Origin of the sequence: Paenibacillus sp. NPDC093718, assembly GCF_050279985.1 — a bacterium.
In the GTDB taxonomy this organism is placed as follows: Bacteria; Bacillota; Bacilli; order Paenibacillales; family Paenibacillaceae; genus Paenibacillus_AQ.
Window position 1 is genome coordinate 610,207 of sequence record NZ_JBNNUS010000002.1, and the last position, 21,375, is coordinate 631,581.

21 protein-coding genes are annotated in these 21,375 nt (G+C 48.0%); 5 read left to right on the forward strand and 16 right to left on the reverse strand.

Going from position 1 to position 21,375, the window contains the following annotated elements; all coding sequences use genetic code 11:
• Positions 1–32: 32 nt before the first annotated feature.
• From ACQKPA_RS08535 to ACQKPA_RS08555, 5 genes are all read right to left on the reverse strand, one after another.
• Positions 33–1,160 carry a glycoside hydrolase family 88 protein gene (locus ACQKPA_RS08535; protein WP_427491242.1) on the reverse strand — a complete coding sequence of 376 codons (1,128 nt, stop codon included), beginning with the start codon at positions 1,158–1,160 and terminating at the stop codon, positions 33–35.
• Positions 1,161–1,175: 15 nt separating this feature from the next.
• The gene (locus ACQKPA_RS08540; RefSeq protein ID WP_194542117.1) at positions 1,176–2,057 is read right to left on the reverse strand and encodes a carbohydrate ABC transporter permease; all 882 of its coding nucleotides are present in this window, start codon (positions 2,055–2,057) and stop codon (positions 1,176–1,178) included.
• Positions 2,058–2,070: 13 nt separating this feature from the next.
• The gene (locus tag ACQKPA_RS08545) at positions 2,071–3,030 is read right to left on the reverse strand and encodes an ABC transporter permease (RefSeq protein ID WP_427491244.1); all 960 of its coding nucleotides are present in this window, start codon (positions 3,028–3,030) and stop codon (positions 2,071–2,073) included.
• A gap of 78 nt (positions 3,031–3,108) precedes the next feature.
• Positions 3,109–4,740: an extracellular solute-binding protein gene (locus ACQKPA_RS08550; RefSeq protein WP_427491246.1), complete on the reverse strand. Its 1,632-nt coding sequence runs from the start codon at positions 4,738–4,740 to the stop codon at positions 3,109–3,111.
• A 142-nt stretch (positions 4,741–4,882) separates the two neighbouring features.
• Positions 4,883–7,216, reverse strand: a complete 2,334-nt coding sequence (locus ACQKPA_RS08555; RefSeq protein ID WP_427491248.1) for an AraC family transcriptional regulator — start codon at positions 7,214–7,216, stop codon at positions 4,883–4,885.
• A 218-nt stretch (positions 7,217–7,434) separates the two neighbouring features.
• On the opposite strand from ACQKPA_RS08555, the gene ACQKPA_RS08560 reads away from it, so the two are divergent.
• Both ACQKPA_RS08560 and ACQKPA_RS08565 read left to right on the forward strand, forming a co-directional pair.
• Positions 7,435–11,190 (forward strand): Ig-like domain-containing protein, encoded by a 3,756-nt coding sequence (locus ACQKPA_RS08560; RefSeq protein WP_427491718.1) that lies wholly within the window; start codon positions 7,435–7,437, stop codon positions 11,188–11,190.
• A complete protein-coding gene (locus ACQKPA_RS08565; protein ID WP_427491720.1) occupies positions 11,187–11,837 on the forward strand; it encodes a hypothetical protein in 651 nt (216 codons plus the stop codon). Before ACQKPA_RS08560 ends, ACQKPA_RS08565 begins: the two co-directional genes overlap by 4 nt.
• A gap of 293 nt (positions 11,838–12,130) precedes the next feature.
• On the opposite strand, the gene ACQKPA_RS08570 is transcribed toward ACQKPA_RS08565, so the two are convergent.
• The 4 genes from ACQKPA_RS08570 to ACQKPA_RS08585 all read right to left on the reverse strand — a co-directional run bounded on the left by ACQKPA_RS08570 (position 12,131) and on the right by ACQKPA_RS08585 (position 15,254).
• A complete protein-coding gene (locus tag ACQKPA_RS08570; RefSeq protein ID WP_427491250.1) occupies positions 12,131–12,880 on the reverse strand; it encodes an SDR family NAD(P)-dependent oxidoreductase in 750 nt (249 codons plus the stop codon).
• A gap of 67 nt (positions 12,881–12,947) precedes the next feature.
• Positions 12,948–13,364 (reverse strand): DUF2500 domain-containing protein, encoded by a 417-nt coding sequence (locus tag ACQKPA_RS08575; RefSeq protein WP_427491251.1) that lies wholly within the window; start codon positions 13,362–13,364, stop codon positions 12,948–12,950.
• A gap of 212 nt (positions 13,365–13,576) precedes the next feature.
• Positions 13,577–13,759 carry a hypothetical protein gene (locus ACQKPA_RS08580; RefSeq protein WP_427491253.1) on the reverse strand — a complete coding sequence of 61 codons (183 nt, stop codon included), beginning with the start codon at positions 13,757–13,759 and terminating at the stop codon, positions 13,577–13,579.
• 199 nt (positions 13,760–13,958) lie between these two features.
• A complete protein-coding gene (locus tag ACQKPA_RS08585) occupies positions 13,959–15,254 on the reverse strand; it encodes a WD40/YVTN/BNR-like repeat-containing protein (RefSeq protein WP_427491255.1) in 1,296 nt (431 codons plus the stop codon).
• 223 nt (positions 15,255–15,477) lie between these two features.
• Between ACQKPA_RS08585 and tlp the strand changes: the two genes are divergently transcribed.
• Together tlp and ACQKPA_RS08595 are read left to right on the forward strand one after the other, a co-directional pair.
• Positions 15,478–15,705 (forward strand): small acid-soluble spore protein Tlp, encoded by a 228-nt coding sequence (gene tlp, locus ACQKPA_RS08590; RefSeq protein WP_427491257.1) that lies wholly within the window; start codon positions 15,478–15,480, stop codon positions 15,703–15,705.
• Positions 15,706–15,860: 155 nt separating this feature from the next.
• Positions 15,861–17,221 (forward strand): IS1182 family transposase gene (locus ACQKPA_RS08595; protein WP_427491259.1). Its coding sequence is split into 2 segments (ribosomal slippage): positions 15,861–16,428 and positions 16,428–17,221, totalling 1,362 coding nucleotides; the frame shifts between segments, so codons are not numbered across the junction.
• Between the two features lie 185 nt (positions 17,222–17,406).
• Here ACQKPA_RS08595 and ACQKPA_RS08600 read toward each other — a convergent pair.
• Genes ACQKPA_RS08600 through ACQKPA_RS08620 form a run of 5 tightly spaced genes read right to left on the reverse strand, consistent with a single transcriptional unit; the run spans position 17,407 to position 19,132 of the window.
• On the reverse strand, positions 17,407–17,835 hold the full coding sequence (locus tag ACQKPA_RS08600; RefSeq protein ID WP_427491261.1) for a spore germination protein GerPE: 429 nt from the start codon (positions 17,833–17,835) through the stop codon (positions 17,407–17,409).
• Positions 17,832–18,017 (reverse strand): spore gernimation protein GerPD, encoded by a 186-nt coding sequence (locus ACQKPA_RS08605; RefSeq protein ID WP_427491263.1) that lies wholly within the window; start codon positions 18,015–18,017, stop codon positions 17,832–17,834. Before ACQKPA_RS08605 ends, ACQKPA_RS08600 begins: the two co-directional genes overlap by 4 nt.
• On the reverse strand, positions 17,995–18,615 hold the full coding sequence (gene gerPC, locus ACQKPA_RS08610; RefSeq protein WP_427491265.1) for a spore germination protein GerPC: 621 nt from the start codon (positions 18,613–18,615) through the stop codon (positions 17,995–17,997). The genes ACQKPA_RS08605 and gerPC overlap by 23 nt, the downstream gene beginning before the upstream one ends.
• A gap of 49 nt (positions 18,616–18,664) precedes the next feature.
• Positions 18,665–18,892 carry a spore germination protein GerPB gene (locus tag ACQKPA_RS08615; RefSeq protein WP_427491266.1) on the reverse strand — a complete coding sequence of 76 codons (228 nt, stop codon included), beginning with the start codon at positions 18,890–18,892 and terminating at the stop codon, positions 18,665–18,667.
• An 18-nt stretch (positions 18,893–18,910) separates the two neighbouring features.
• Positions 18,911–19,132 carry a spore germination protein gene (locus tag ACQKPA_RS08620; RefSeq protein WP_071218161.1) on the reverse strand — a complete coding sequence of 74 codons (222 nt, stop codon included), beginning with the start codon at positions 19,130–19,132 and terminating at the stop codon, positions 18,911–18,913.
• Positions 19,133–19,254: 122 nt separating this feature from the next.
• Between ACQKPA_RS08620 and ACQKPA_RS08625 the strand changes: the two genes are divergently transcribed.
• Positions 19,255–19,716, forward strand: coding sequence for an Hsp20/alpha crystallin family protein (locus ACQKPA_RS08625; protein ID WP_427491268.1), 462 nt, complete (start codon positions 19,255–19,257; stop codon positions 19,714–19,716).
• Positions 19,717–20,094: 378 nt separating this feature from the next.
• Here ACQKPA_RS08625 and ACQKPA_RS08630 read toward each other — a convergent pair whose 3' ends face one another.
• Both ACQKPA_RS08630 and ACQKPA_RS08635 read right to left on the reverse strand, forming a co-directional pair.
• Positions 20,095–20,733, reverse strand: a complete 639-nt coding sequence (locus tag ACQKPA_RS08630) for an NAD(P)-dependent oxidoreductase (protein WP_427491270.1) — start codon at positions 20,731–20,733, stop codon at positions 20,095–20,097.
• Between the two features lie 53 nt (positions 20,734–20,786).
• Positions 20,787–21,221 carry a MarR family winged helix-turn-helix transcriptional regulator gene (locus tag ACQKPA_RS08635; RefSeq protein WP_427491272.1) on the reverse strand — a complete coding sequence of 145 codons (435 nt, stop codon included), beginning with the start codon at positions 21,219–21,221 and terminating at the stop codon, positions 20,787–20,789.
• Positions 21,222–21,375: the final 154 nt, after the last annotated feature.

Here is a 21,375-nt window from a genome sequence, read left to right on the forward strand (position 1 = left end):
CATCCCCAGTTCGTTTCACAGATTCTATGATGCTAACCTCTCTCATACCAATAGCCGGGTATCCCTTTGGTCAGCCGCAGCAAGGCTTCGAGGTAATAGTAATCCCCCCAGATCATGTAATCATCCGGTCCCGCACCGCCTCTGACGTAATAGGAACCATGCTTGATCAAGCCTTCCTCATCGGTTTCACCGATGGTCGAATATTGGTTTACGAGAGATATCATCGACTTCTCAACGGCTTCTGTCAATAGCCCTTTATTGTCATCTTCTCCGTCCAGATGCTCCAATATCTCCAGCATGCCGCACGCCGCAATGGCGGAGGCGGAGCTGTCGCGAGGTGTACCCTCTTCAATCGGAACGTCAAAATCCCAATACGCCACATGATCCTCCGGCAAGTATTCAATAAAGAAACGAGCGGCGCGCAAAGCCGTATCCAAATATTTCGAATCACGGGTATAGCGGTATGAGAGCGCAAATCCGTAGATGGCCCATGCCTGGCCGCGCGTCCATGTTGATCCGTCATGATATCCTTGATGCGTTCCTCCTCGGATGGGGGTTCCATCCTCCGGATTGAAGTAAAAGGTATGATACGACGAATCATCACCCCGCATTAAGTAGCGACGACTCTTGTCCGCGTGCGCTACGGCCACGCGCTTGTATCGCTCATCACCCGTCTGATCATAGGCCCAATACAGCAGCGGAATGTTCATCATGCAATCGATGATAATGCGGCCGCCGTTCTTCTCGTCGCCTTTCCGGCCCCAGGCCTGAATATACTGTCCCTCTTCCCGCCAGCGAAGCATCAGATGATCCGCTGCTTTCAAAGCGAGCTGTTTACCTTCTTCATGCTCATCCACAATCCACGCTGCCAGTGCAGAGGGAAGATACAGAAATCCGATATCGTGATGGTCCAGATGACGCTGTTCCTGCAGCCGTTGCTTATAATCCTCCAATTGGGCAATTGCCGTTTCCTTAAACAGAGGATCCTTCGTATATTCATGGCACAGCCAGATCATTCCGGTGTAAAATCCTTCGATCCAGTCATTGCTTTCTCCCCACTCATAACGCTTCTCTTCCGTGATGTGAGGAAACTTCATCGGAAATTGCCCGATATTCCGCTTTGTCTTTTCTACCGCATCCTTAATGGCTTGCTCCCACATGAGTCAACTGCCTCCTTATTCTTTAATGGCTCCGATCATGACGCCTTTCACGAAATATTTCTGTAGGAATGGATATAGGAACAAAATCGGCAGCGTAGCCACCATAATCGTTGCATACTTAATGGTTTCGCCAACCGGCATCCGATCTCCCCCTCCTACCGAGGTCATCATGCTGCTGGTATCGTTTTGGATCAGAATTTCGCGCAGGATGAGCTGAAGCGGAAACAAGTCCCGGTCCCTTAAATAGATGAGGGCGTCAAACCATTTATTCCAATGCCACACCCCGTAAAAGAGCACCATGACGGCAATAACCGGCAGCGATAACGGGATGATGATCCGGAACAGAATGGTCCAGTCGCTGGCTCCGTCGATCCGCGCGGATTCCTCGAGCGCATCGGGTACTCCTTGAAATGCCGTTCGCATAATAATCAAGTTCCATGTCGTCATGGCGCTTGGAATAATCAATGCCCAGTACGTATCAAGCAGACCCATATTTTTCACGAGCAGGTATTTCGGGATGAGCCCGCCGTCAAAAAACATCGTCATTACGATCAGCATCATGATGGTGCCCTTCCACATCACATTTTTCCTGGATAAGCCATAGGCTCCGAGAGCCGTCATCAGAATGTTCAGCGTCGTGCCGACCACCACATAAAATATCGTGTTCAGGTAACTTCGGATAATATTGGGGTTCTCAAATACCATACGATAGGAATCCAGCGAGAAGCCCTTGGGCCACAGCAGGATTCCCCGGTGCTGAACGAAATCAGCCGGCGTGCTGATTGAAGCAAACAATACGTAGAGAAACGGGTATAATGTGACGATCGATAGCAAGCACAAGAGAATGACATTCGCAGAATCAAACAGGACTTCACTGACAGATTTTGAAGTTCGCATAGATGCCCCCTTTCTACCACAGCTTCGTATCCGTAAACCGCTTGCTGAGATAATTGGCTCCAATGAGCAGCATAAAGTTAATCATGGAATTAAACATGCCGACGGCGGCACTAAAGCTGTAGCTTGCCTCCAGAATCCCCTTACGGTAGACGTAGGTACCGATAACGTCGGCCGTCTCATAGGTAACCGGATTGTACATAATCAGGATCTTCTCATCTTGCAGTGCCATAAAGGAACCAATCCGCAAGATGAGCAGAATGATGACCGTTGGCAGAATGCCGGGCAGCGTAATTTGAAGCATCTGCTTCCAGCGGCCGGCACCGTCCACTTTAGCCGCTTCATAAAGGGACGGATCAATATTGGAAATAGCTGCGAGATATATAATGGAGCCCCAACCGATCCCCTGCCAGATGGCAGATGAGGTATATATGGTGCGGAACCATTCCGGCAGCCGCATGAATGATATCGGTTTGCCGCCGAAGTAGGTGATGATATGATTAATCAGCCCGTCTACCGACAAAAAATCCACCAGCATCCCGACAACCACAACTACAGATATGAAATGGGGAATATACGTAATGGATTGTACCGTCCGCTTAAATATGCGATGTCGTACCTCATTCAGCATTAACGCCAGCACGATGGATGCGGGAAAAACAAATATGAGATCGTACACGCCCAGGATAATGGTATTGGTAACCACTCGTTCAAAGAAAAATCCGTTAAAGAAATCGCTGAAGTGCTGAAATCCGACCCACGGGCTATTCCATATGCCGAGCCCTGCCGAGAAGTTTTTGAACGCAATCTGCAGGCCATATAACGGTCCATAGTGAAACACGGCATAAAAAGCTACAACCGGCAGCAGCATCAGGTAAATCGTGGAGTTTCGGCGAAAGTCCTTCGCAGCTCTTGCGCTGAACCTCTCTGGCTTGCTCTGTATCGTAACGCGGTTTGTCTCTTCCTTAAGCTGCACCGTATGCCCTCCTCTGACAAAAAAATCATTCACAGATGGAGGGAGAATCCCGAGGTCTTCTCCCTCTTCATGTACAACTTAACGGCTGTTGAACCGGTCCAGCGCGGCTTGTTGAATCTGGAGCGCTTCCTCAATGCCCATACCCTGAACCGTTTGGACAAATTGGTCAAACCCGCTGATCGGCTCCACGCCCATAATGAATTTGTTGACCATTTCTTCGTAGTACGTATTAATATCGTTCATGATCGAGGCATAACGCGTGCTTTCTTCAGCCGTTGGCGAAATAATCGGCATCAAACGGTCATTCTCCGCATTCATCCATGTCTCAATAGCAGCTTTCTGCTGAGGCAGCGCGGAATACTGCTCGATGTATCGGCGATCCTGGACGAAAGGTCCCGAATAACTGGCCAGGTTGTATTTTGACATCGCCTGGGTGATCGACAGCCCATCTGGATTTTTCATCACTTCGTCGGTATAAGTCGGGTATCCGTCCTTCATCTCGTAGCTGACTCCTTCAACCCCGAAATTAAACAGCATATGCCCTTCTTCCCCATATTTGTAATCGAGCCATTTCACCGTTTCCGCCGGGAACTTGTTCGCTTTCGTAACAGCCGCGCCAAATCCGTTGAACGGCGAATCCTTCTGTCCAAGGATCGGAGTATCCCCCTTCTTCAGTACAACGTTCGGAGCGCCCACCAGTTCTACATCCGGATTGCTTTTTAACATGAGCTCGGAATAGCGGCCGAGGCTGCTGCCCATGTAACCGGAGAAGGCACCCACTTGATTGTTGGTCACTTTGGCATCTTTAAGCGTGCCGTCCGTTGCTGCGTAATCCTGATCGATCAGGCCTTCGGCATACCATTTGCTCATCGTTTCCAAATAAGATTTGAATTCCGGTTGGATGGGTCCATACTGGACCTTCCCATCCACCTGATAAAATCCGGTTGTAACTCCCCACGCGCCGACAAAAGCATGGTTAATGCCCGTCATATCCATATCCAGCAGCAGCGGGATTTCATCCGCTTGCCCATTTCCGTTCGGATCCTTGGTCTTGATCGCCTTCAATACTTCATACCACTCATCGATCGTTTCAGGAACGGACAGCTGAAGCTGGTCAAGCCAGTCCTTGCGGATGATCAGGCCGTTAAAGGTCAGCAAATATTCATCCCCGCGGATAAATGGAAATACGTAAATATTCCCTCCGTCTGTCGTAATCAGCTTTTTATATTCCGGGTGCTCGTTCAACACTTTCGTTAGATTCGGTGCATGTTCTTCAATCAACTCATTCAGACGGATGATGGACCCGTCCGAAATGGCTTTATCCGGACCTCCTGATACGTTGGCCCACCCATGCTCCACCACATCCGGCAAATTGCCTGAAGAGACCATAATGTTAAAAGCGTCTGCCTCCTGGCCCGCCGGCGGATGCTGGAACTTCACTTTGGTGCCTGTCGTTTTTTCCAACTCCTGATATGCGGCAATTCCGTTCATATCCTGCATCGTTGCTGAAGCATTTGCATTCAGCGATACCCAATAGGTCAACTGTTCAGGATATTCCGGGTCACCACCAACGGCCACGTCTGTTCCTTCCTTACCTTTTTCCCCGGCAGGCTCCTCGGCCCCCGAGCTTTTTCCGCTGCATCCGGCAATCATAGCCACAATAAGCATAAAGATCGCAAGTCTCGCAACACGTTTCCGGTTTGTCATCAAATCACGACGCCTCCCTTTTTTCCTAATGAATGATCATTCGATAATTAGGCTTAGGTGGTTCCAACCAGCCCGCCCTGTTCAAATGGTAACGCTGAAGCGCTTACATCGTATACCGTACAGTTTCAACATGCATAAACAGGGATTAAGAATTGAGATGATCATTTCTTAAGGTCGATGATAGGGAATGCAGAGTTTCCTTGTATTTTCCCGGAGTGATCCCTTCGTATTTCTTGAACACCCGGATAAAACCGACATCACTGGTATAACCGACGGAGCGGGCAATGTGCGAAATCGTGTTTTTGGCATCCCGCATCATTTCCTTGGAGCGTTCAATCCGAATCTTGGCCAGGTAATCCGTGAGATTGGTGCCGCTGTTTTTCTTAAAGAAAGCCGACAGATACGGGGGCGTAATATCAAATTGCTCGGCAATGGAAGCCAGACTGATCATGGCATCGTCGTGATGATCCGCAATGTAGCTCTTGATCCTCTCAAGCAGCAGCGAAGAAGAATCGCCCCTTTGATCTTTTACGTAGAGGCAAACCTTGCCGAACATCCATTTCACTTCCCGGTAGAGCTCCTCAACCGTACTCCCCTCCGTAATTTCTTCAAGCGTTTTGCCTGACTCGCCGAATATATCCTCGTACTTCAAATTCAAAGCATTCAGCAGCTTGAACATCGTACTGAGCAGGTTAGCGAACATGAGTCTGCCGAGCTCAGGTGAGATGGATTGTCCGTTGAAGTTATTGTGATACAGACACTGGATGATATCTTGCGCCTTATCCGTATCCCCGCTTTTCATGGCGTTAATGAGCTGGATTTCTGTCTCAATGGGAAAATCATAATACACCTCCGTTTTCTGTTTCATTTCCTCGTACAATAAAATCGGTTTATACGCAGTAAAAATGGAATATTCCAAAGCCTTCAAGCTTTCGGTGTAACCGCTCGCCAAACACCCAAGACCTGTTCGGATTTCGCTAATCCCGATCGTGATTTCGGATTTAAAGCGCTGTTCAATCACCAGCTTCACTTGCTCTGCCCAATCGTACAGCTGGTCTGCCTTATCATCCAGAGGTTCCGGCATGTTTAGAATAATGGCAACCAGGTTCTTCTCCAGCTCCACGGAATATGCGGTAAAGGGATGAATTTCTTCCGCCACCTTCCCGGTGACAAAACGGATCAGGGCCCATTCGCTTTCCCGCTCATTATGTATGAACCCACTGGCATCCCTCAGCTCGATCAAGGCAACGGCAAAACTCGAATGCGGGAACGAGATCCCCATGAAATCCAGAGCATGATCGGACATATCCGCCGTATCCACATTTCCCTTCAATAAACGCTGCAAAAAGTTGGACCGAATCACCGGTGTTTGCCTGGACAATTGCTCCTTCATCTCCGTCTGCTTACCGAAGGAATCCGCCATCGTCGATTTAATAAAATCATATTCGTTACGTACCTTACCCTCCTTAGCCGGATGAGATTGCCGGATGAAACGGATAATGTCACGCAAAGGGAAATACGCGCGGTAGGTCATGAACGCACAGGCCGCAATCCCAGCAACAAGACAGATTGCCAGAACGCCGACGGCCATTCGTTTGACCATATGGACCTTTTCCATAAACGCTTTTTCCGGCACAGCCGATACATACTCCCACCCGCTCCGTGCAGATCTTGTCGATACCGTCATCACACGCGGATTATCGGCGGTTTTGCCCGTACTGTGAACCTCGGACTCACCGGCACTAAGAATCACTTGGCCGCTGGCATCCTTGATGTAAATGGTTCCGTGGTTTGTTTTCACAATCTCATCAAGCAATCCAGCGATCTGCCTCTCCTCAATCAGCATAACAAGCGCGCCTTTGGGATTGGCCTTCTCACCAAATGGAAGCGTTTGCATATAAGTGAGCATGCGTTTCTGATTTAATCCTTTGCCAACTTCGGTCGCGGGCAAATATCGGTTGAAGTGGACACCGTGCAGAACATCTGCTTTATACTGTTGATAGGTTAATTTTTCATATCCGTAAATATCGGAAAACAAGACACGAGACGTTGTTTTTAAGGAGGGACTGAGAACCGTATCGCTCTCCCGTAAATATACATAAAAATCGGTGATAAAACTGCTGCTGTTACGGTATCGCTGCATTTCCTGCATGAACGTGTAGTAATTGTAGTTCTCGGTTCCATTTTGAGGGGAGCTTGCCTTTAGCAGCGCATCCAATCGCGGATGCGAAGTGATGTTCCGGGAAATCAGATGCATTTCATCCAATCGGCTGTCCACCACCTGCTTGGCCTGCTCGATCAGTGCCATGTTGGAGTTGTTGGCATTTTCGATCATAATCCGCTCGATTTGCGTATACAGTCCCCAGAACACGATGACCGGGATCAGCAGTATCACAAGATAGGACATGAGCAGTGTAACGAACACGGACACTCGATTGGAACGTTCATTTTTTGCACTAGTTGTCGTCAATTTCCCCATACCCTCATTCCTTCCCATTCTTTAGATGTGACCTTCTTCATACTTACATTAATTACATCATACTGTTTTTATTTATCATGAACAGGTTTTCTTTAAAAATGTTAATGCATCACGAATTTGTATCATACTCGAAAACTGCGGCTTCCTCTACGATAGAAGTGTTCCGGTTGTAGGGCCGGAAAATCGATATTAGTCGGGAGGGAATTGATGTGAAACGGATGGCTCTGATCATGCTCATGCTGGTTACGGGGCTCCACGGCTTTTTGCCGCCCCCAGCGGTATGGGCCGAGAGCGAAAGAGTTGATGTACAGGAGGGTTTGCTTTTGAACAGCGGATTTGAGGCAACGGAGCCGGGGTCGAGTTGGTCCGGCGGTGTCAAACCGGCGAAGTGGGGACAGTGGCTTCCCACAGGTTCGCCTATATTGGGAGTAGACACTGGAATATTCAAGTCCGGAGAACAATCGGTCAGCATTGAAGGTCCCGCAGGAACAGCAAGCCGGGCAGCCATTACGCAGTCCGTTCCGGTAGAGGTCGGCAAAACGTATCGGATCAGTGGATGGGTCAAAACGGAATCCGTCAGCAACGCTGCGCTCATCCGATATCAAATGAAGCGAACAGGTACCAGCAATGTGCTGATTCATGTCGGATCGCTCAAGGGCACCCAAGACTGGACCTATATGGAGAAGCTGTTCACCGTGCCGGACAATGCAGCTTCTCCTCCCCTATTGACCGTTGAGCTGTTCCTGGAGACCGGAACGGGCAAAGTTTGGTTTGACGATGTGTTGGTTGAGGAGCCGCTTCAATCTATCGCAATCGAGCCGGATGTGGCATATCTGCATGCAGGCGAGAAAATAATTCCTTCCGTACGTTATGAGCCCGGTTCGTCGCCTCCCCCAAAGCTGCAGTGGTCTGCGTCCAATCCGGAGACCGTGGAGGTGACAGGTCAAGGCGAAGTAACCGGCATATCCACAGGACTCGCAACCGTAACCGCAGCGACTTATGACGGAGCTCATACTTCCTCGATGTCGGTGAGCGTGAATGCTCCGGACACCTTGCAGGTGGACGCTTACGCAGGAGAAACGACTCAAGACAATGCTTTGGTCGGGCAATTGTCCGCTAGCGACAGCAGCAGTGCCGCCCTTACGTATCGCCTTGTCTCCCAGCCTGCGCACGGCGTAATCACCGTAAAGGAGAACGGCAGCTTTACCTACTATCCCGACAGTGGCTTTAGCGGTGCGGACCGCTTCAAGTTTGCTGCTCTGCATGCTGATTCCGGCGGCGCAAAATTCGGCCAGGGCACCATCAACGTTACTCCTGTGAATGCTGCTCCCCTGCTGGATTTGGAATGGGGTTACACGACGACGAATACTTCCCTTTCCGGCCAATTAACGAAAGCGGAGGATCCGGATGGAGATACGATCTCATGGAAGCTTGAGTCGCCACCGGTACAAGGGACGGTTCAAGTGGATGCCGAGGGTACTTATCGGTATGCTCCTAATAAAGACTATCTTGGATACGACCGGTTTCGCGTATCGGCTGAAGATGGACATGGCGGACGTACCGAAAGCGATATGCTGGTCTTTGTTGGTCCGACGGCAGATCAAATTTCGGAATCGCTTCACCATCATGCCTCATCCGGCCGCTCCCATCCACGACTTCTCGCATCCACGGAAGATCTGAACCGGTCCAAGCTTTTGCTGGCCAGCGGAGATCGTTATATGACGGAGTGGATGGAACTCTTGAGAAAACAGGCGGATCCCGTCCTTTCGACTTCGCCGCTATCCTATCAACCTAATGGCGGCAATGCCTACATGCTGCGTGATCGCTTGATTCCGACCGCGCTCATGTATCGCTTAACCGGCCAATCCCGCTATGCTGAACGTGTTTGGCAGGAGCTGGAGGCGATGACGCATTATCCCGATTGGGGCGGTAGAACCAATAACATCCTTGCCCTGTCTGAATTGTCTTTTGCCGTTGCGCTTGCCTACGATTGGATATACGACGATCTGGATGAAACTCAGCGATCCCAATTGAACACTGCAATTCGGGATCACGCGCTTGCTGTCGCGCTCGATTGGTACCGGGGCGAATTCCGTCATAACGGGGAGCACAATAATATTAATCTGGTAGACAACGGCGGCCTTGGTTTGCTTGCGCTGGCAGTTGCGGATGAACCTGAGACAGAGGAACAGGCTCTGGAAATAATTCAGAGCACGTTTCAGAAGCTGCAATATGCGCTCCGGCACTATACCGAGGATGGCGCTTGGCCGGAGGGCCCTGCTTATTGGCATTATGGAGGCCAATACTTGGCCATGTATATTCAGGGTTTGAATAAAAGCATAGGTGCTGATTTTGGCCTGTCCCTGCTGCCAGGTTATGAAGCATCGGGTGCATATCCGTATCATTTACTCGGAGAAGGAGGCGTGTTCAATTTTTATGATGGCGGCGTCAGCTATAACATGTATGAATCCTTATGGTTCGCCTCGTTCTTCGACAAGCCTGAATACGCCTGGTTCATCGGTGATCTTTATGATCGGAAGGGCCACTTCCACCCCCTCTATATGGTATTTTACGAACCTGGCATGTTTGAAACGGCGCCTCGAGAACTAGATCGTTTCTTCAACGGCATTGAATCGGCCTCCATGCGGAGCGCCTGGGATGATCCTTATGCCTTGTTTGCTTCCATCAAAGGGGTTAACGAAACGATGCGAAGCCATAACGATCTGGATGGAGGCACTTTTGTTTTTGACGCGCTGGGCGTTCGGTGGGCATCCGATCTGGGGAACGAATCCTACAGCTTGCCTGGCTTCTGGGACTACAATTATAATCGCTGGACGTATTACCGCAAAAAAACCGAGGGGCACAACACCATTGTCATCAATCCCGTACAAAATCCGATTGTGCAGCAAGAGCCTTACGGTACGGCCGTGACGTTGAAGAAGGAATCGAAGCCAAGAGGAGCATATACGATTCTGGATATGACCGATCTGTACCGGAAAGACGCAGGTGAAATGCTGAGAGGAATGAAACTCTCCGCCGACAGGAGCGAACTGGTTATCCAGGATGAGATGAAGCTGAAGCAGCCGTCTGAGCTGTATTGGTTCATGCATACCGGGGCTGACATTGAGATTGTGGAGAATGGACGTGCCGCCATCCTTCATCAACAGGATAAGAGGCTGTATGTTCAGATGACCGAAGCGCCGGCAGATGCCTTGTTCTCTATCATGGACGCTATGCCGCTGGCCACTTCTCCGAATCCGGAGGGCCAGACCAGCAACGAAGGTATGAGGAAACTGGCGATACACCTGCAGAATGCACAGGATGTCCGTTTGTCTGTTCGTATGGTACCTTTATACGCAAGCGATCCGCTGCCTGAAGAGAGAACGGACTTTACACCACTGCTGGAATGGACCATACCGGACGGCGACATTCCCGAACCCTCAACGCGTCCACTGGCCTCCAATCTATTACTGGACGACATACCGCTACAAGGATATCGTCCGGAGATCACGTATTATGATATCGGACTTCCGTTTGATGCTCCGTTTCCCCCTGTGGTGACCGCTGAATCGGAACACGAAGTATCCATTGATCAGGCGGAAGCGATTCCAGGCACGGCTACCATCACTGTTCATGACACGGCTAACCCGGAGCGAAGCAATAGATATACCATCAAATTCACCCGAAAACCGGCAATAGGAGAGCCGCCGATCCATCTGAAGTATCAGGTGCAGCATGTTACCGCCAGCGCCGTTCCCGAATCGGCGAACATCCCGGAACATACCATCGACGGGAACCTGAGTACTCGCTGGTCTGCGCCAGGCATGGAGTACGTACAGCTTGACCTAGGAGAGCTGAAGCCTATTGGAGCAGTTTCACTGGCCATTTACTTGGGAGACACCCGTAAAACCGGTTTGATGTACTCGCTTCTACCGATGGTGAAGAGTGGACAACGATCTTCGAGAATGGGCTGACTTCCGGTACGACAACACAGCCGGAAACTTTTCTTGTGGAGCAAACGACAGCCCGGTACATTCAGATTTTGGGCAAAGGGAATAATGCCAATCCATGGAATAGCTTTACCGAAGTGGGACTGTATCCGCTCGCCCCCATCGTTATGCGCGTGGAAGCCTTAGGTGAACTCAAGCTGGGGGATTCCAGGCAAATCGAGACATGGTACGGCTTCCCGGGCGGGAAGCGTGAACGGGCGGAAGAACTAACCTACACCTCCGATACACCGGATATCATTCAGGTAAGTTCAACCGGATGGATGAAGGCCGTTTCTCCGGGGAGTGCTGTGATTACCGTGAAGGACCCTTACTATGGTTTTACTGAAACCATCCGTGTCACGACCTTGTTCAATGGGAATCAGCCTTTCCTCCGATTGCACGGCAAGGCACTTATGACTTCCAAGACAACACAGCAGCTTCAGGCGGAACTTCTTCATCCGGATGGACATAAGGAGCTTCCAGCAAAGCTGACTTATCGCAGCAGTAAACCCAACACCGTCTCCGTCAATGCGAAGGGAGTTGCCCGGGCCAATCAAAGCGGGACTGCTATTATTAGCGTAACCGACCCTACAAGCGGCATGACGGACTCCATAACCATTACGGTTCGTTAAGGACATCCTGCCTGTTGAGTAGTTCAACGTATTCAACTGCAATAAGTTCAACCAAAGAAAAGAGCGTCTCCAAGAGAGACGCTCTCAGGCTGTTGAGAAACCCCCTGTTTTTTGCAGGGGGTTAAAATTTGCCTTAATAGTCTCAAAACTAGGGGTCTCAGATCGTTTGAAATCGATTTTTGGTTTAAAAGATGAGCCTCCCCATATAAAAAATAAAGTGTCGAAAAGTCCTCTGGACTTTCTCGACACTCTGAGAGCGTCTCCAAGAGAGACGCTCTTTTTCAATGTTTAGCTTAAGGCTCATATATCATTTTGCGGGTCATGCCGCCATCCACAACCAGATGGGCCCCCGTTACGAAATCATTATCCGGATCGGTAAAATAAAAGCAGGCTTTGGCGATATCAGCCGGGGTCCCTACCCGACCGGCTGGGTGCTGCTTATGGTCCGCTGTACGAAGCTCATCATAATTTCCCGTTTCAATCCAGCCCGGGCTTATACAATTCACCCGGATTCCATCGGGTCCCAAGCTTACGGCCATGGCATGGCTCAACGCGATAATGGCTCCTTTGGAAGCTGCATAAGCCTCCGAATTCGGCTCGGACATGATCGAACGCGTGGATGACATGTTAACGATAGCCCCGCCATTTCCAGCCTTTTTCATATGTACCGCCGCTTCACGCGCAGCCAAAAAACAGCTTCGGGCATTCGTGTTGATCACGTCGTCCCAGTCTTCAACCGTAAGCTCATATGGCGATTTCCAATGGGAGATCCCGGCATTATTAATCAAAATATCGATGGTGCCGGCATATTGGACGGCTTGGCTCATCAGGCGTTTAATATCTTCTTCCTTCCTTACATCGCAAGGGACGAAAACCGCGTTCAATCCTTGTTCCTTCAGAGCATTTGCCGCTTGGTTGCCCTGTTCTTCACGTACATCGCTTAATATCACTCGAGCTCCGCTTAGAGCATAAGCCTCAGCCAATCCGCGGCCAATCCCATGGGCAGAGCCCGTTATTACGACCGTTTTATCCTGAAATTTCATATGCCGCCCCTCCTTCTCCTTCATTATATACCACAGGAGAAAGCAGATAAAAAATTAAGCCCGTATCTTATTTAGGATGGTCATAACCGCGGACCACACTAAGATTCGCTCTAGGGTGCCTAACGAACCCGTAGTATCGGGTTCCCTGGAAACGCAGCAGTCCCTCGTCTCCTTCCGCGCACATGCCGAATTCCTCTCCATTTACAACAAACTCCATGCGGTCTCCGCTCTCTACTTCAAAGGTCAGATAGTAGGTGGTACGAGTACGGCTCGACACCGTATCATCCGTCTGCTGCGTATGTTTCACTTCCGTTCGCTTGCTCACAATCTTGGAATCGACCGATAGCAAAGGCTGTCGGTTATTCTGACTCCATTGCAAGATTCCCTTACCGGCCGACAGCAAAATGATCCCGATGACGGCGATGAAAAACACGGGCATAACGCTGCCGAAAAAATCGAACATCCAAACTGACCCCGATCCCATACGGCTCCCCCCTCCACCTTGTCTTGAAATATGTATATGCTTTATTCCGGACAATTTAACTCATAGCTCGTGGAAAGTTTGATTGAAATTTTAAAGAACTTGTCCCTTTCTGGGAGCACCAAAAAAGCCGATGTCTGCACTTAACCAGTTATCAGCTTCTTCGCGGGACTAGAACGTCCACTTCCATTCATACTCTTCAAGTTCATCATTATTCAATCGTAAGCCAATCTCATCCATTTCATCGTTTCTTCTTGTCCTGTCATTTCATGCTCCTGTGGTGTCATTTCCTGCTCATTCCAGCAAGCCAGACACTGCTCCTCGGTGTCGCATAAACATGCATCATCACAATGGTAGCAAAGGCGGAGGAAGTATATCGTCATTTGATCGGTATGCATGAGGATCGTCCCCTTCTAAACAAACTGGAGTATCTGATTACAACTTTATAGTAGCATACATGGAGGTTAATAATTGTGATTAATTTCACAAATGTACCGAAAAAAAGCTTTATCAAAACTGATAAAGTCGCAGTCGATAAAGCTTTTTTAATCTGGCCTTTTTTATTGGCATATTCAAATCACGTATTCTCACCGTAATTTATAGACCATGCCAGGTTTCCCCGCCGTCACTGCTTTTCATCAGACGCGATCGATTCTTGTCCGTTGTTTCGATCAGCATCCAACCGACATCAGACGATGTAAACTGCAGTTTTACCACGTTCGGATATTTGGCGAGATTATCGTTCAGGAGCTTGCTCCTCGGAAATGGCTTCCAAGTTTTGCCCATATCATTCGTATGATAAACAATACCGTTCACCATTCTCCACCCGTCATGAAGCCGGCGGAAAACAGGCTGGATGGAGCCCTTGCCGGTATCACCCGTCATGGGGAATGACACCAAATTCCATGATTTCCCCGTGTCGGCCGTAAAGTAGCCCAAATAGCTTGCCTGATCATCCTGCACGCAGGTAACCGGTATATAAACCTCGCTTCCACTACTGCCTCTGCCCAGAAACTTGGGGGCGCCGGCAAAGATCGAACCGCACCGATCCAGCAGTTTGCTCTTGAATATCTGTCCGGAGGACTTCCACTTCTGGCCTCCATCACGGGTAATATACAATTTGGAGGATTGCATTTCACGGATGGTCGCAAATCCCACAAGCGAATCCGTGAAGGTTAAGCCGATGATGGACCCTGTTCGTGGAATCACGCTGCCGGGAACACGGGATGTAGGATACTCCGTATTTTGCATGACCTCTTCCCATAACCCGCCATTATTGCTTGTTCGAAATAGCGACTTTTCCTCAGAGCCCCGGGAAAGATCGCCTTTCGCCATAATCCATCCCTGCTGAGATGAAACGAAGGACATGGCCGTAACGACACCTGTCTCCGGCAGCGAAGAAAGCTTCCAGGTGTCTCCCCCGTCCGTCGTATTGAGCAGGATCGTTTCGGCTGATCTCTGCTTGTTGCGTATAATCCAACCATGTTTCTTATCCGTAAACACGATGTCTTTCCCATACTCCAGCTTATCAACGAACTGCACATTGGAGGATGGAGAGATATCAACCCACGTTTCGCCATAATCCTGAGTCTGATACAGACGTAATTCCGTGTTCGTTATCCCCCAGGCAATCCCCGTTGACTCATTCAAGAGTTGGAAATCCGTCAACCGTGTATGTATCTGATATTTGCTTTTTTCCTCGGGTGCTTTCATCGCCGTATCCGGCGTTACTAATGTAATCGTCTGACCTTCTTCTTCATCTTCAACCGATTCAGGAGGGCCTTCTACTGTAGAAGTTTGCTGTTGTTTTATCGGTTCTGAGGTACAGGCTGCTAACATGAATGCCATCATCATTAGCATACTGAGCCAGACTATAAAACGACTTGATCTCAAGAATTCTTCCTCCTCTTATTTCGATGTCATGCTGCAAGTCTGCTTTTTCGACATTATAACATATTCCGTCCAACAGAAATGTAAAGAACTGACTTGCAAAATTTACAATACTGTAGCTTTTTTGATAGTGTCAGTCTCATATGCATAAGGATGTTTTTATGATGGAAGACTATTGAGGTGTGTAATTTTAGCAAGGCAGTTGAATTTAAGGAGGTGAAATGTCATGGCTAAACCCGATAATCGCGAAGACAATGTAGAGCATCTGCAGCAGGCAGTCCAGAACACGATTGAGAACTACCGAGAAGCCGAAGATTATCTCGAGGAGTTTGGGGATGAAATTCCGGCAAGCGAGAAAGAACAGATTCAAGATCGTAATGCTCGTCGTGAAAAGAGTATTTCCGGCTTCCGGGAAGAGATCAAAGACGAAGCTGCCCATCAGCAAGGAGATTAATCCGTAGATCACATAAAAAAAGGAGGAGCATCATATGCTCCTCCTCAGGCTGTCGAGAAAGTCTCGACAGCTATTTTTTATATATTTAATTCAACACGACACCGCGTTAATATTATATAATATTACTAAATAAACCGTTCGGAAGGGTGTTAACTATGTTGCGTTCTAACCGAGAAAAACAGCAGGCTTACGAGTTTGTTTCGATTGAAGAATTGGTCCCTCAAGATCATCTGCTCCGTAAAGTGGACAAGTATATCGATTTCTCTTTCATCGACGAAAAGGTCCGTCCGCTTTACTGTGCTGATAATGGGCGACCAGCCATCGATCCTGTCGTGTTATTTAAGATGATTTTCCTCGGTTATTTTTACGGCATCCGTTCGGAGCGTCAACTGGAACGCGAGATTCAGACGAATCTGGCATACCGTTGGTTTCTTGGTCTGGGATTGACCGACAAAGTTCCAGACCATACCACCATTAGCTGGAATCAACGGACTCGTTTCAAAGATACCCATATCTTTCAAGATATCTTCGATGAGATTGTGCTGCAGGCAATCCAGCATCGCATGGTCGGCGGACGAGTCCTGGTTTCGGATTCCACGCATGTGAAGGCCAATGCGAACAAGCACCAGTACACCAAGCAGCAGGTTTTACAAAACACACGAGAATACATGGACGAACTCAATGGCGCGGTAGAAGCCGACCGGAAGACGCATGGAAAAAAGCTTTAAAACCCAGAGAGGATGTGGTCGAGAAAAAAGAAATCAAAGTGAGTAAAACCGACCCGGATAGCGGTTATATGATTCGCGATGGCAAACCGGAAGGATTCTTTTATTTAGATCACCGGACCGTTGATTTGAAATACAATCTGATTACCGATGTCCACGTCACGCCGGGAAACGTTCATGATTCTGTACCGTATTTGTCGCGTTTGGATCGCCAACGAGAGCGATTTGGTTTTAAAGTTGAAGCCGTTGCCCTGGATTCAGGTTATTTAACAACCCCCATCTGCAAAGGATTGCAGGAACGGGGGATCTTTGGCGTGATTGCTCACCGGAGATTTCATCCGACCCAAGGCTTGTTTCCGAAGTGGAAGTTTACCTATGATGCCGAGCGCAACCGGTATATTTGTCCGCTCCAGCATGAATTGTTGTACCGCACCACGAATCGAGAAGGATACCGGCAATATGCCTCGGATCCGAGGCACTGCAAGACTTGCCCGATGCTGGAGCAATGTACCCGTTCACGGAATCACCGCAAGATCGTCACGCGCCATGTCTGGGAGGACAGCAAGGAATGGGTGCGAAACAACCGGCTCAGTCGATCCGGCAAGTATTTATACCGAAAACGAAAAGAAACGATTGAGCGAAGCTTCGCGGATGCCAAAGAGCTCCATGGGTTTCGCTATTGCCGGTTGCGCGGGTTGCAAAACGTCAGGGAACAAGCCCTGATGACGGCAACCGTGCAAAACATGAAGAAGATCGCGATCCACCTGGATCGCCTGGAAAACAGGGGGTAATCCCCCCATTTCCCCTCTTGAAGTGACCACTTAAAAAGGGAGAAACCCTGTACTTTGAAAAAAGTGCAGGGTTTCTCGACAATCTGAGGAGGAGCATCATATGCTCCTCCTTTTTTGTACATATCGTATTAGCCATGAGACATCGCCTATTTTGAATCAGTTGTCTCAGTTCGAGCCGATTGAGATTATTCCCTCTTCGCGAAATTCTTTTTGACAATGACTCCCTTATAATCCTTTAAATACTCGGGCGCACCCGTAATAAAGTGTCTGATTGCCTTCACCCTGGATTCCAAATCCATGGTATCGTTCGGACCCACCTGTACAACCGACGCAGATGCAGTCGCTATAATATCGATGCATCCCACATGAATCTTCTTATGGTCTTGTATAATGTTTAGTTCTACGTCTGATTGCTGCGGCCATGTGGGTATGGATCTGGAAAATATCGAATAATCCTCATAATCTCCCTCGTCTTCAAAAAACAGCGGCACCTGCCGCTGAACCGCCAATGCGCGTGTATTGGCATCGATATGTCCCGATTCACCGCATATACATGCTGAACTATCAGAAATATTGATGATGTGCATGTGATCAACATGTGAATGACGTTTCATGGTGCGGAACCCGGGGATAACGGAACAAGCGGGCTGAACTGCAGTGATTCGGAAGGCGTATCATACATAGAGGAGCTGTGAATCACATGGGTATCTCCAATCAACAGTACGGACGAACTTGAGATCGCCGTAATGCGAATTGAACCAACCTGGAGCTCTTTATTGACGACTGTCATTTTCATCTGAATGCCACTTCCCTCGTTGCAAATTAAGAAGGTGCTGCTCAACTGCCGAAGCGATCTCACTCTTCACTTGTTTGACGATCGATTGCTCTACCTCTTGCGGGTCCATGGTTTCCCTGTTCGTTTGATATTGCTTCAAATACACCGTAATACGGTCTCCGAGTTGTTTGCGTACATCTTCAATAATAACGGCAGCATATTCATCACCAAGCACAGAATTGGCTTCGGGAATCATGCGCTCGATCTGCTGCGGTACTGTATCTTCTAGATAACGTGATACATTATGATATATGTTCGAGTACAGTTCACCGCCGAATTTTCCCGATTGGGACAGTTCTAACGGCGGCTGACCATTCACGGTAATATCGTCCAGTGACTGCCCATCCTTTGGCATCAATCCAATATTTAAGGTGCCTTCCAATTTTTCAATTTTCAATAAATCAAAGTTATATTCCACCCGATCAATCGTTTTCTCGCTTCCCTGTCTTAATTGATCTATTTCACTGCGCATCTCTTTCAGCGTTTGTTCCATTCTACTCAGCTGCTCTGACTGGGTTTGAAGAATATAGAACAATTGCTGGAGATAGTAATCGTACATGGAACCGCCTCCCCTGCTCCTTATACAATCTATGCGCAGGCCATTCACCTCATTCTTGTCTGTACAGTCTCTCAGTAGGCGCAGGTAATGGTACCAAGGGATTGTTATTATTCTGAGGCTCAAACTCAGGAGCAGGGCCTGTAAAACCACCTGTGTTATATATATTGGATAATGCCCGGATCTCTCCTGCGGTTCCTATCTGCAGTACGGAAGAATTCGTTACCGCCTCAACCCGAAGCTGCTGTATGTTAATACATTGATGTACCGTTAGATTCACAGTGGATCACAACCTTAATTAAGCATTAGCCGAATCAATCAGGTCCGGATCAATGGTATTCAAGCTGTTGGCCTGGTTGTTTGCGATATTCGTTCCAATATTGTCACCGGTGTTGAACGAGTTGGCGCCGGAATACGTTTTTGTGGAGCTGTTTAAATCAATGACGCCTGTATTTCCAACCAAGACCGTAGAACTGGGGCCCACGTTAACAATCTTCATATTGCCGATAATCGAAACCACAATTCCACCTCTTCATTCAAAATCATACGCTTGGATTTATTCTATGTGGTTGGATGCCCAGATGTCACTATAACCTTCCTTCGCCCATACAATGAAATTACAGAACGAAGGAGGGATATCTAGTGAACTCAAGATCCAAGCGCCCTGAATGGTTATCGAAGGACTCTTTTTTCAACAACAGTTCCTTTCCATTCAAAGATCTTAATGACCTCAATGAGGATTTTCAACTGGATCCAATCGTGATTGAAGATTATGTGAAGGATACGATAAGACAAGCAACTGCCGGAAATGAAATGCTGCCTAACCCCTATACGCTTCGATATGAAACCTTTGATACGCATAACTTTCTGGTTGTGAAATGCTATATCCCCAAACGTGTCCATCCGGAAAACTTATGGATTAAACTTAATCGAACACAGATCAAAATCCACGGTTTGCCAAAAGATCAAAGCCAGACCATCGTCTTGCCCGTCCCCATTCTTCCTGCGCAAAGCATTGCGACCTATAAACAGCCAACATTACAAATTAAGATGCCTAAAATGTCTACAGGCCGATCTCATGATATCAATATTCGTTTCTTATGAACTCCTATGCCTTACGCGGTAGGTAGTTCACCATCCGAAAAGCATTTCATCAGCCTGCGTACAACCTATGTTGTATGCAGGTCACTGAGGGATGCAACAATACGTTTCACTCATAACTTGTGTATTATCGCAACGAAGAATTGCTGCTAGTGCATGACTGGCTTTTCCCCCACCATTTTCACTTTTGTGCTTGGGTCTATACAGGAGGTTGGGGTGCAATTAGGTAAAAGTAGCTAGATATATTGAAGCTGCTTCATTGTTATGAATTTTTCATATGATGCATTATTCACTTATACATACGAAATTCCCGCATTAAAATAAGCTGATTTCCTGATGAAATCAGCTTGTTCGAGTTCTATATAAAGGTCGTTGCCGGGCTTATTCCGCCTCGGATACTACCGTATAACGCTCATTGATATGCTTCGGCTGTTCAAGCTCATTCAATACCGCGATCGCGTAATCCGCGTAACTGACATAGCTTTGACCGTTTGAATTAACAATGACATGGTCCTTGCCTTCCTGATAGCTGCCAGTCCGTTGACCTTTCGGATTAAAGAACGCAGCCGGACTAAGATACGTCCATTTCACATCGGAAGCCTGCTCCAGCTCTTTCAAATTCTCACCGGCATGAAATGCCGTCGGATAATATTCCTTAGGAAAATCAGGAGTTTCCATGAGTCGCAAGGTTTTGGCTTCATCTACAAACAAGCTTCCGGCACCGCCCATCACAAACAGTCTGGTATTCGTGCCTTTCAGAGCTTCTATCAATACCCTGCCAACTTCCACATATTGAGTTTCCTGCCCGGGTGCCGCCGCAAAGGCATTCACGACGACATCGAAGCCCTTAAGATCGGCATTCGTCAAATCCAGCACGTTTTTCACCAAAATGTTAATACTGGAATTGGAGATCTTGGATGCATCACGTACAATTGCCGTTACTTCATGACCGCGTGCTTGTGCTTCCTTGAGAATCAGACTTCCCGCTTTCCCTGTTGCACCGATAATACCGATCTGCATTGTGAATCTCTCCTTTATCAATTGTATATCAAATGAGGGACGAAAAAGAGGCTTTATCTTCCCTTTTTCAATATTTCACTGGATTCATGGAGAAGTTTAGTTAACTGTTCGCTATGCTCCTTCCCCAAGAGGGAAACATACTGTCCATACAGCTGTTCAAAATATTGGTTCAACTCCTGATATAACGACTTCCCTTCATCCGTTAAGAAAATATGTGTTTCTTTCCATTCGGTTTTGCGCTGTACCAACCGCTTCTCCTCCAGCTTATCGATGAACCGCGTGCTTGTGGATGGAGCAATCGATAACTTATCGCTTAGCTCTTTCTGCATAATGCCGGGATATTGATGGATCACCACCAGAACGTAGGAATACGTAGGCGATAAGCCGGCCTTCGCAAAAGCATCCTCCGCCATCTTAGTCATCGAACGAGCAAACCGATTTGAAGTAAAAAACAAGCATGAGCTCAGTATGGAATCATCTATGTTCATAACCAGACACCTCTCATTTGTATATACAAATTATCATATCACTAATATATTGTCAACAACTTTCTTTTAGTTAGTTTGGAGGTTGAGTTTATTATGATCCTCGTAATTAGGTACGTTCGAAAATGCATATAGCTTGCTTGAGAGATAGGGAGCT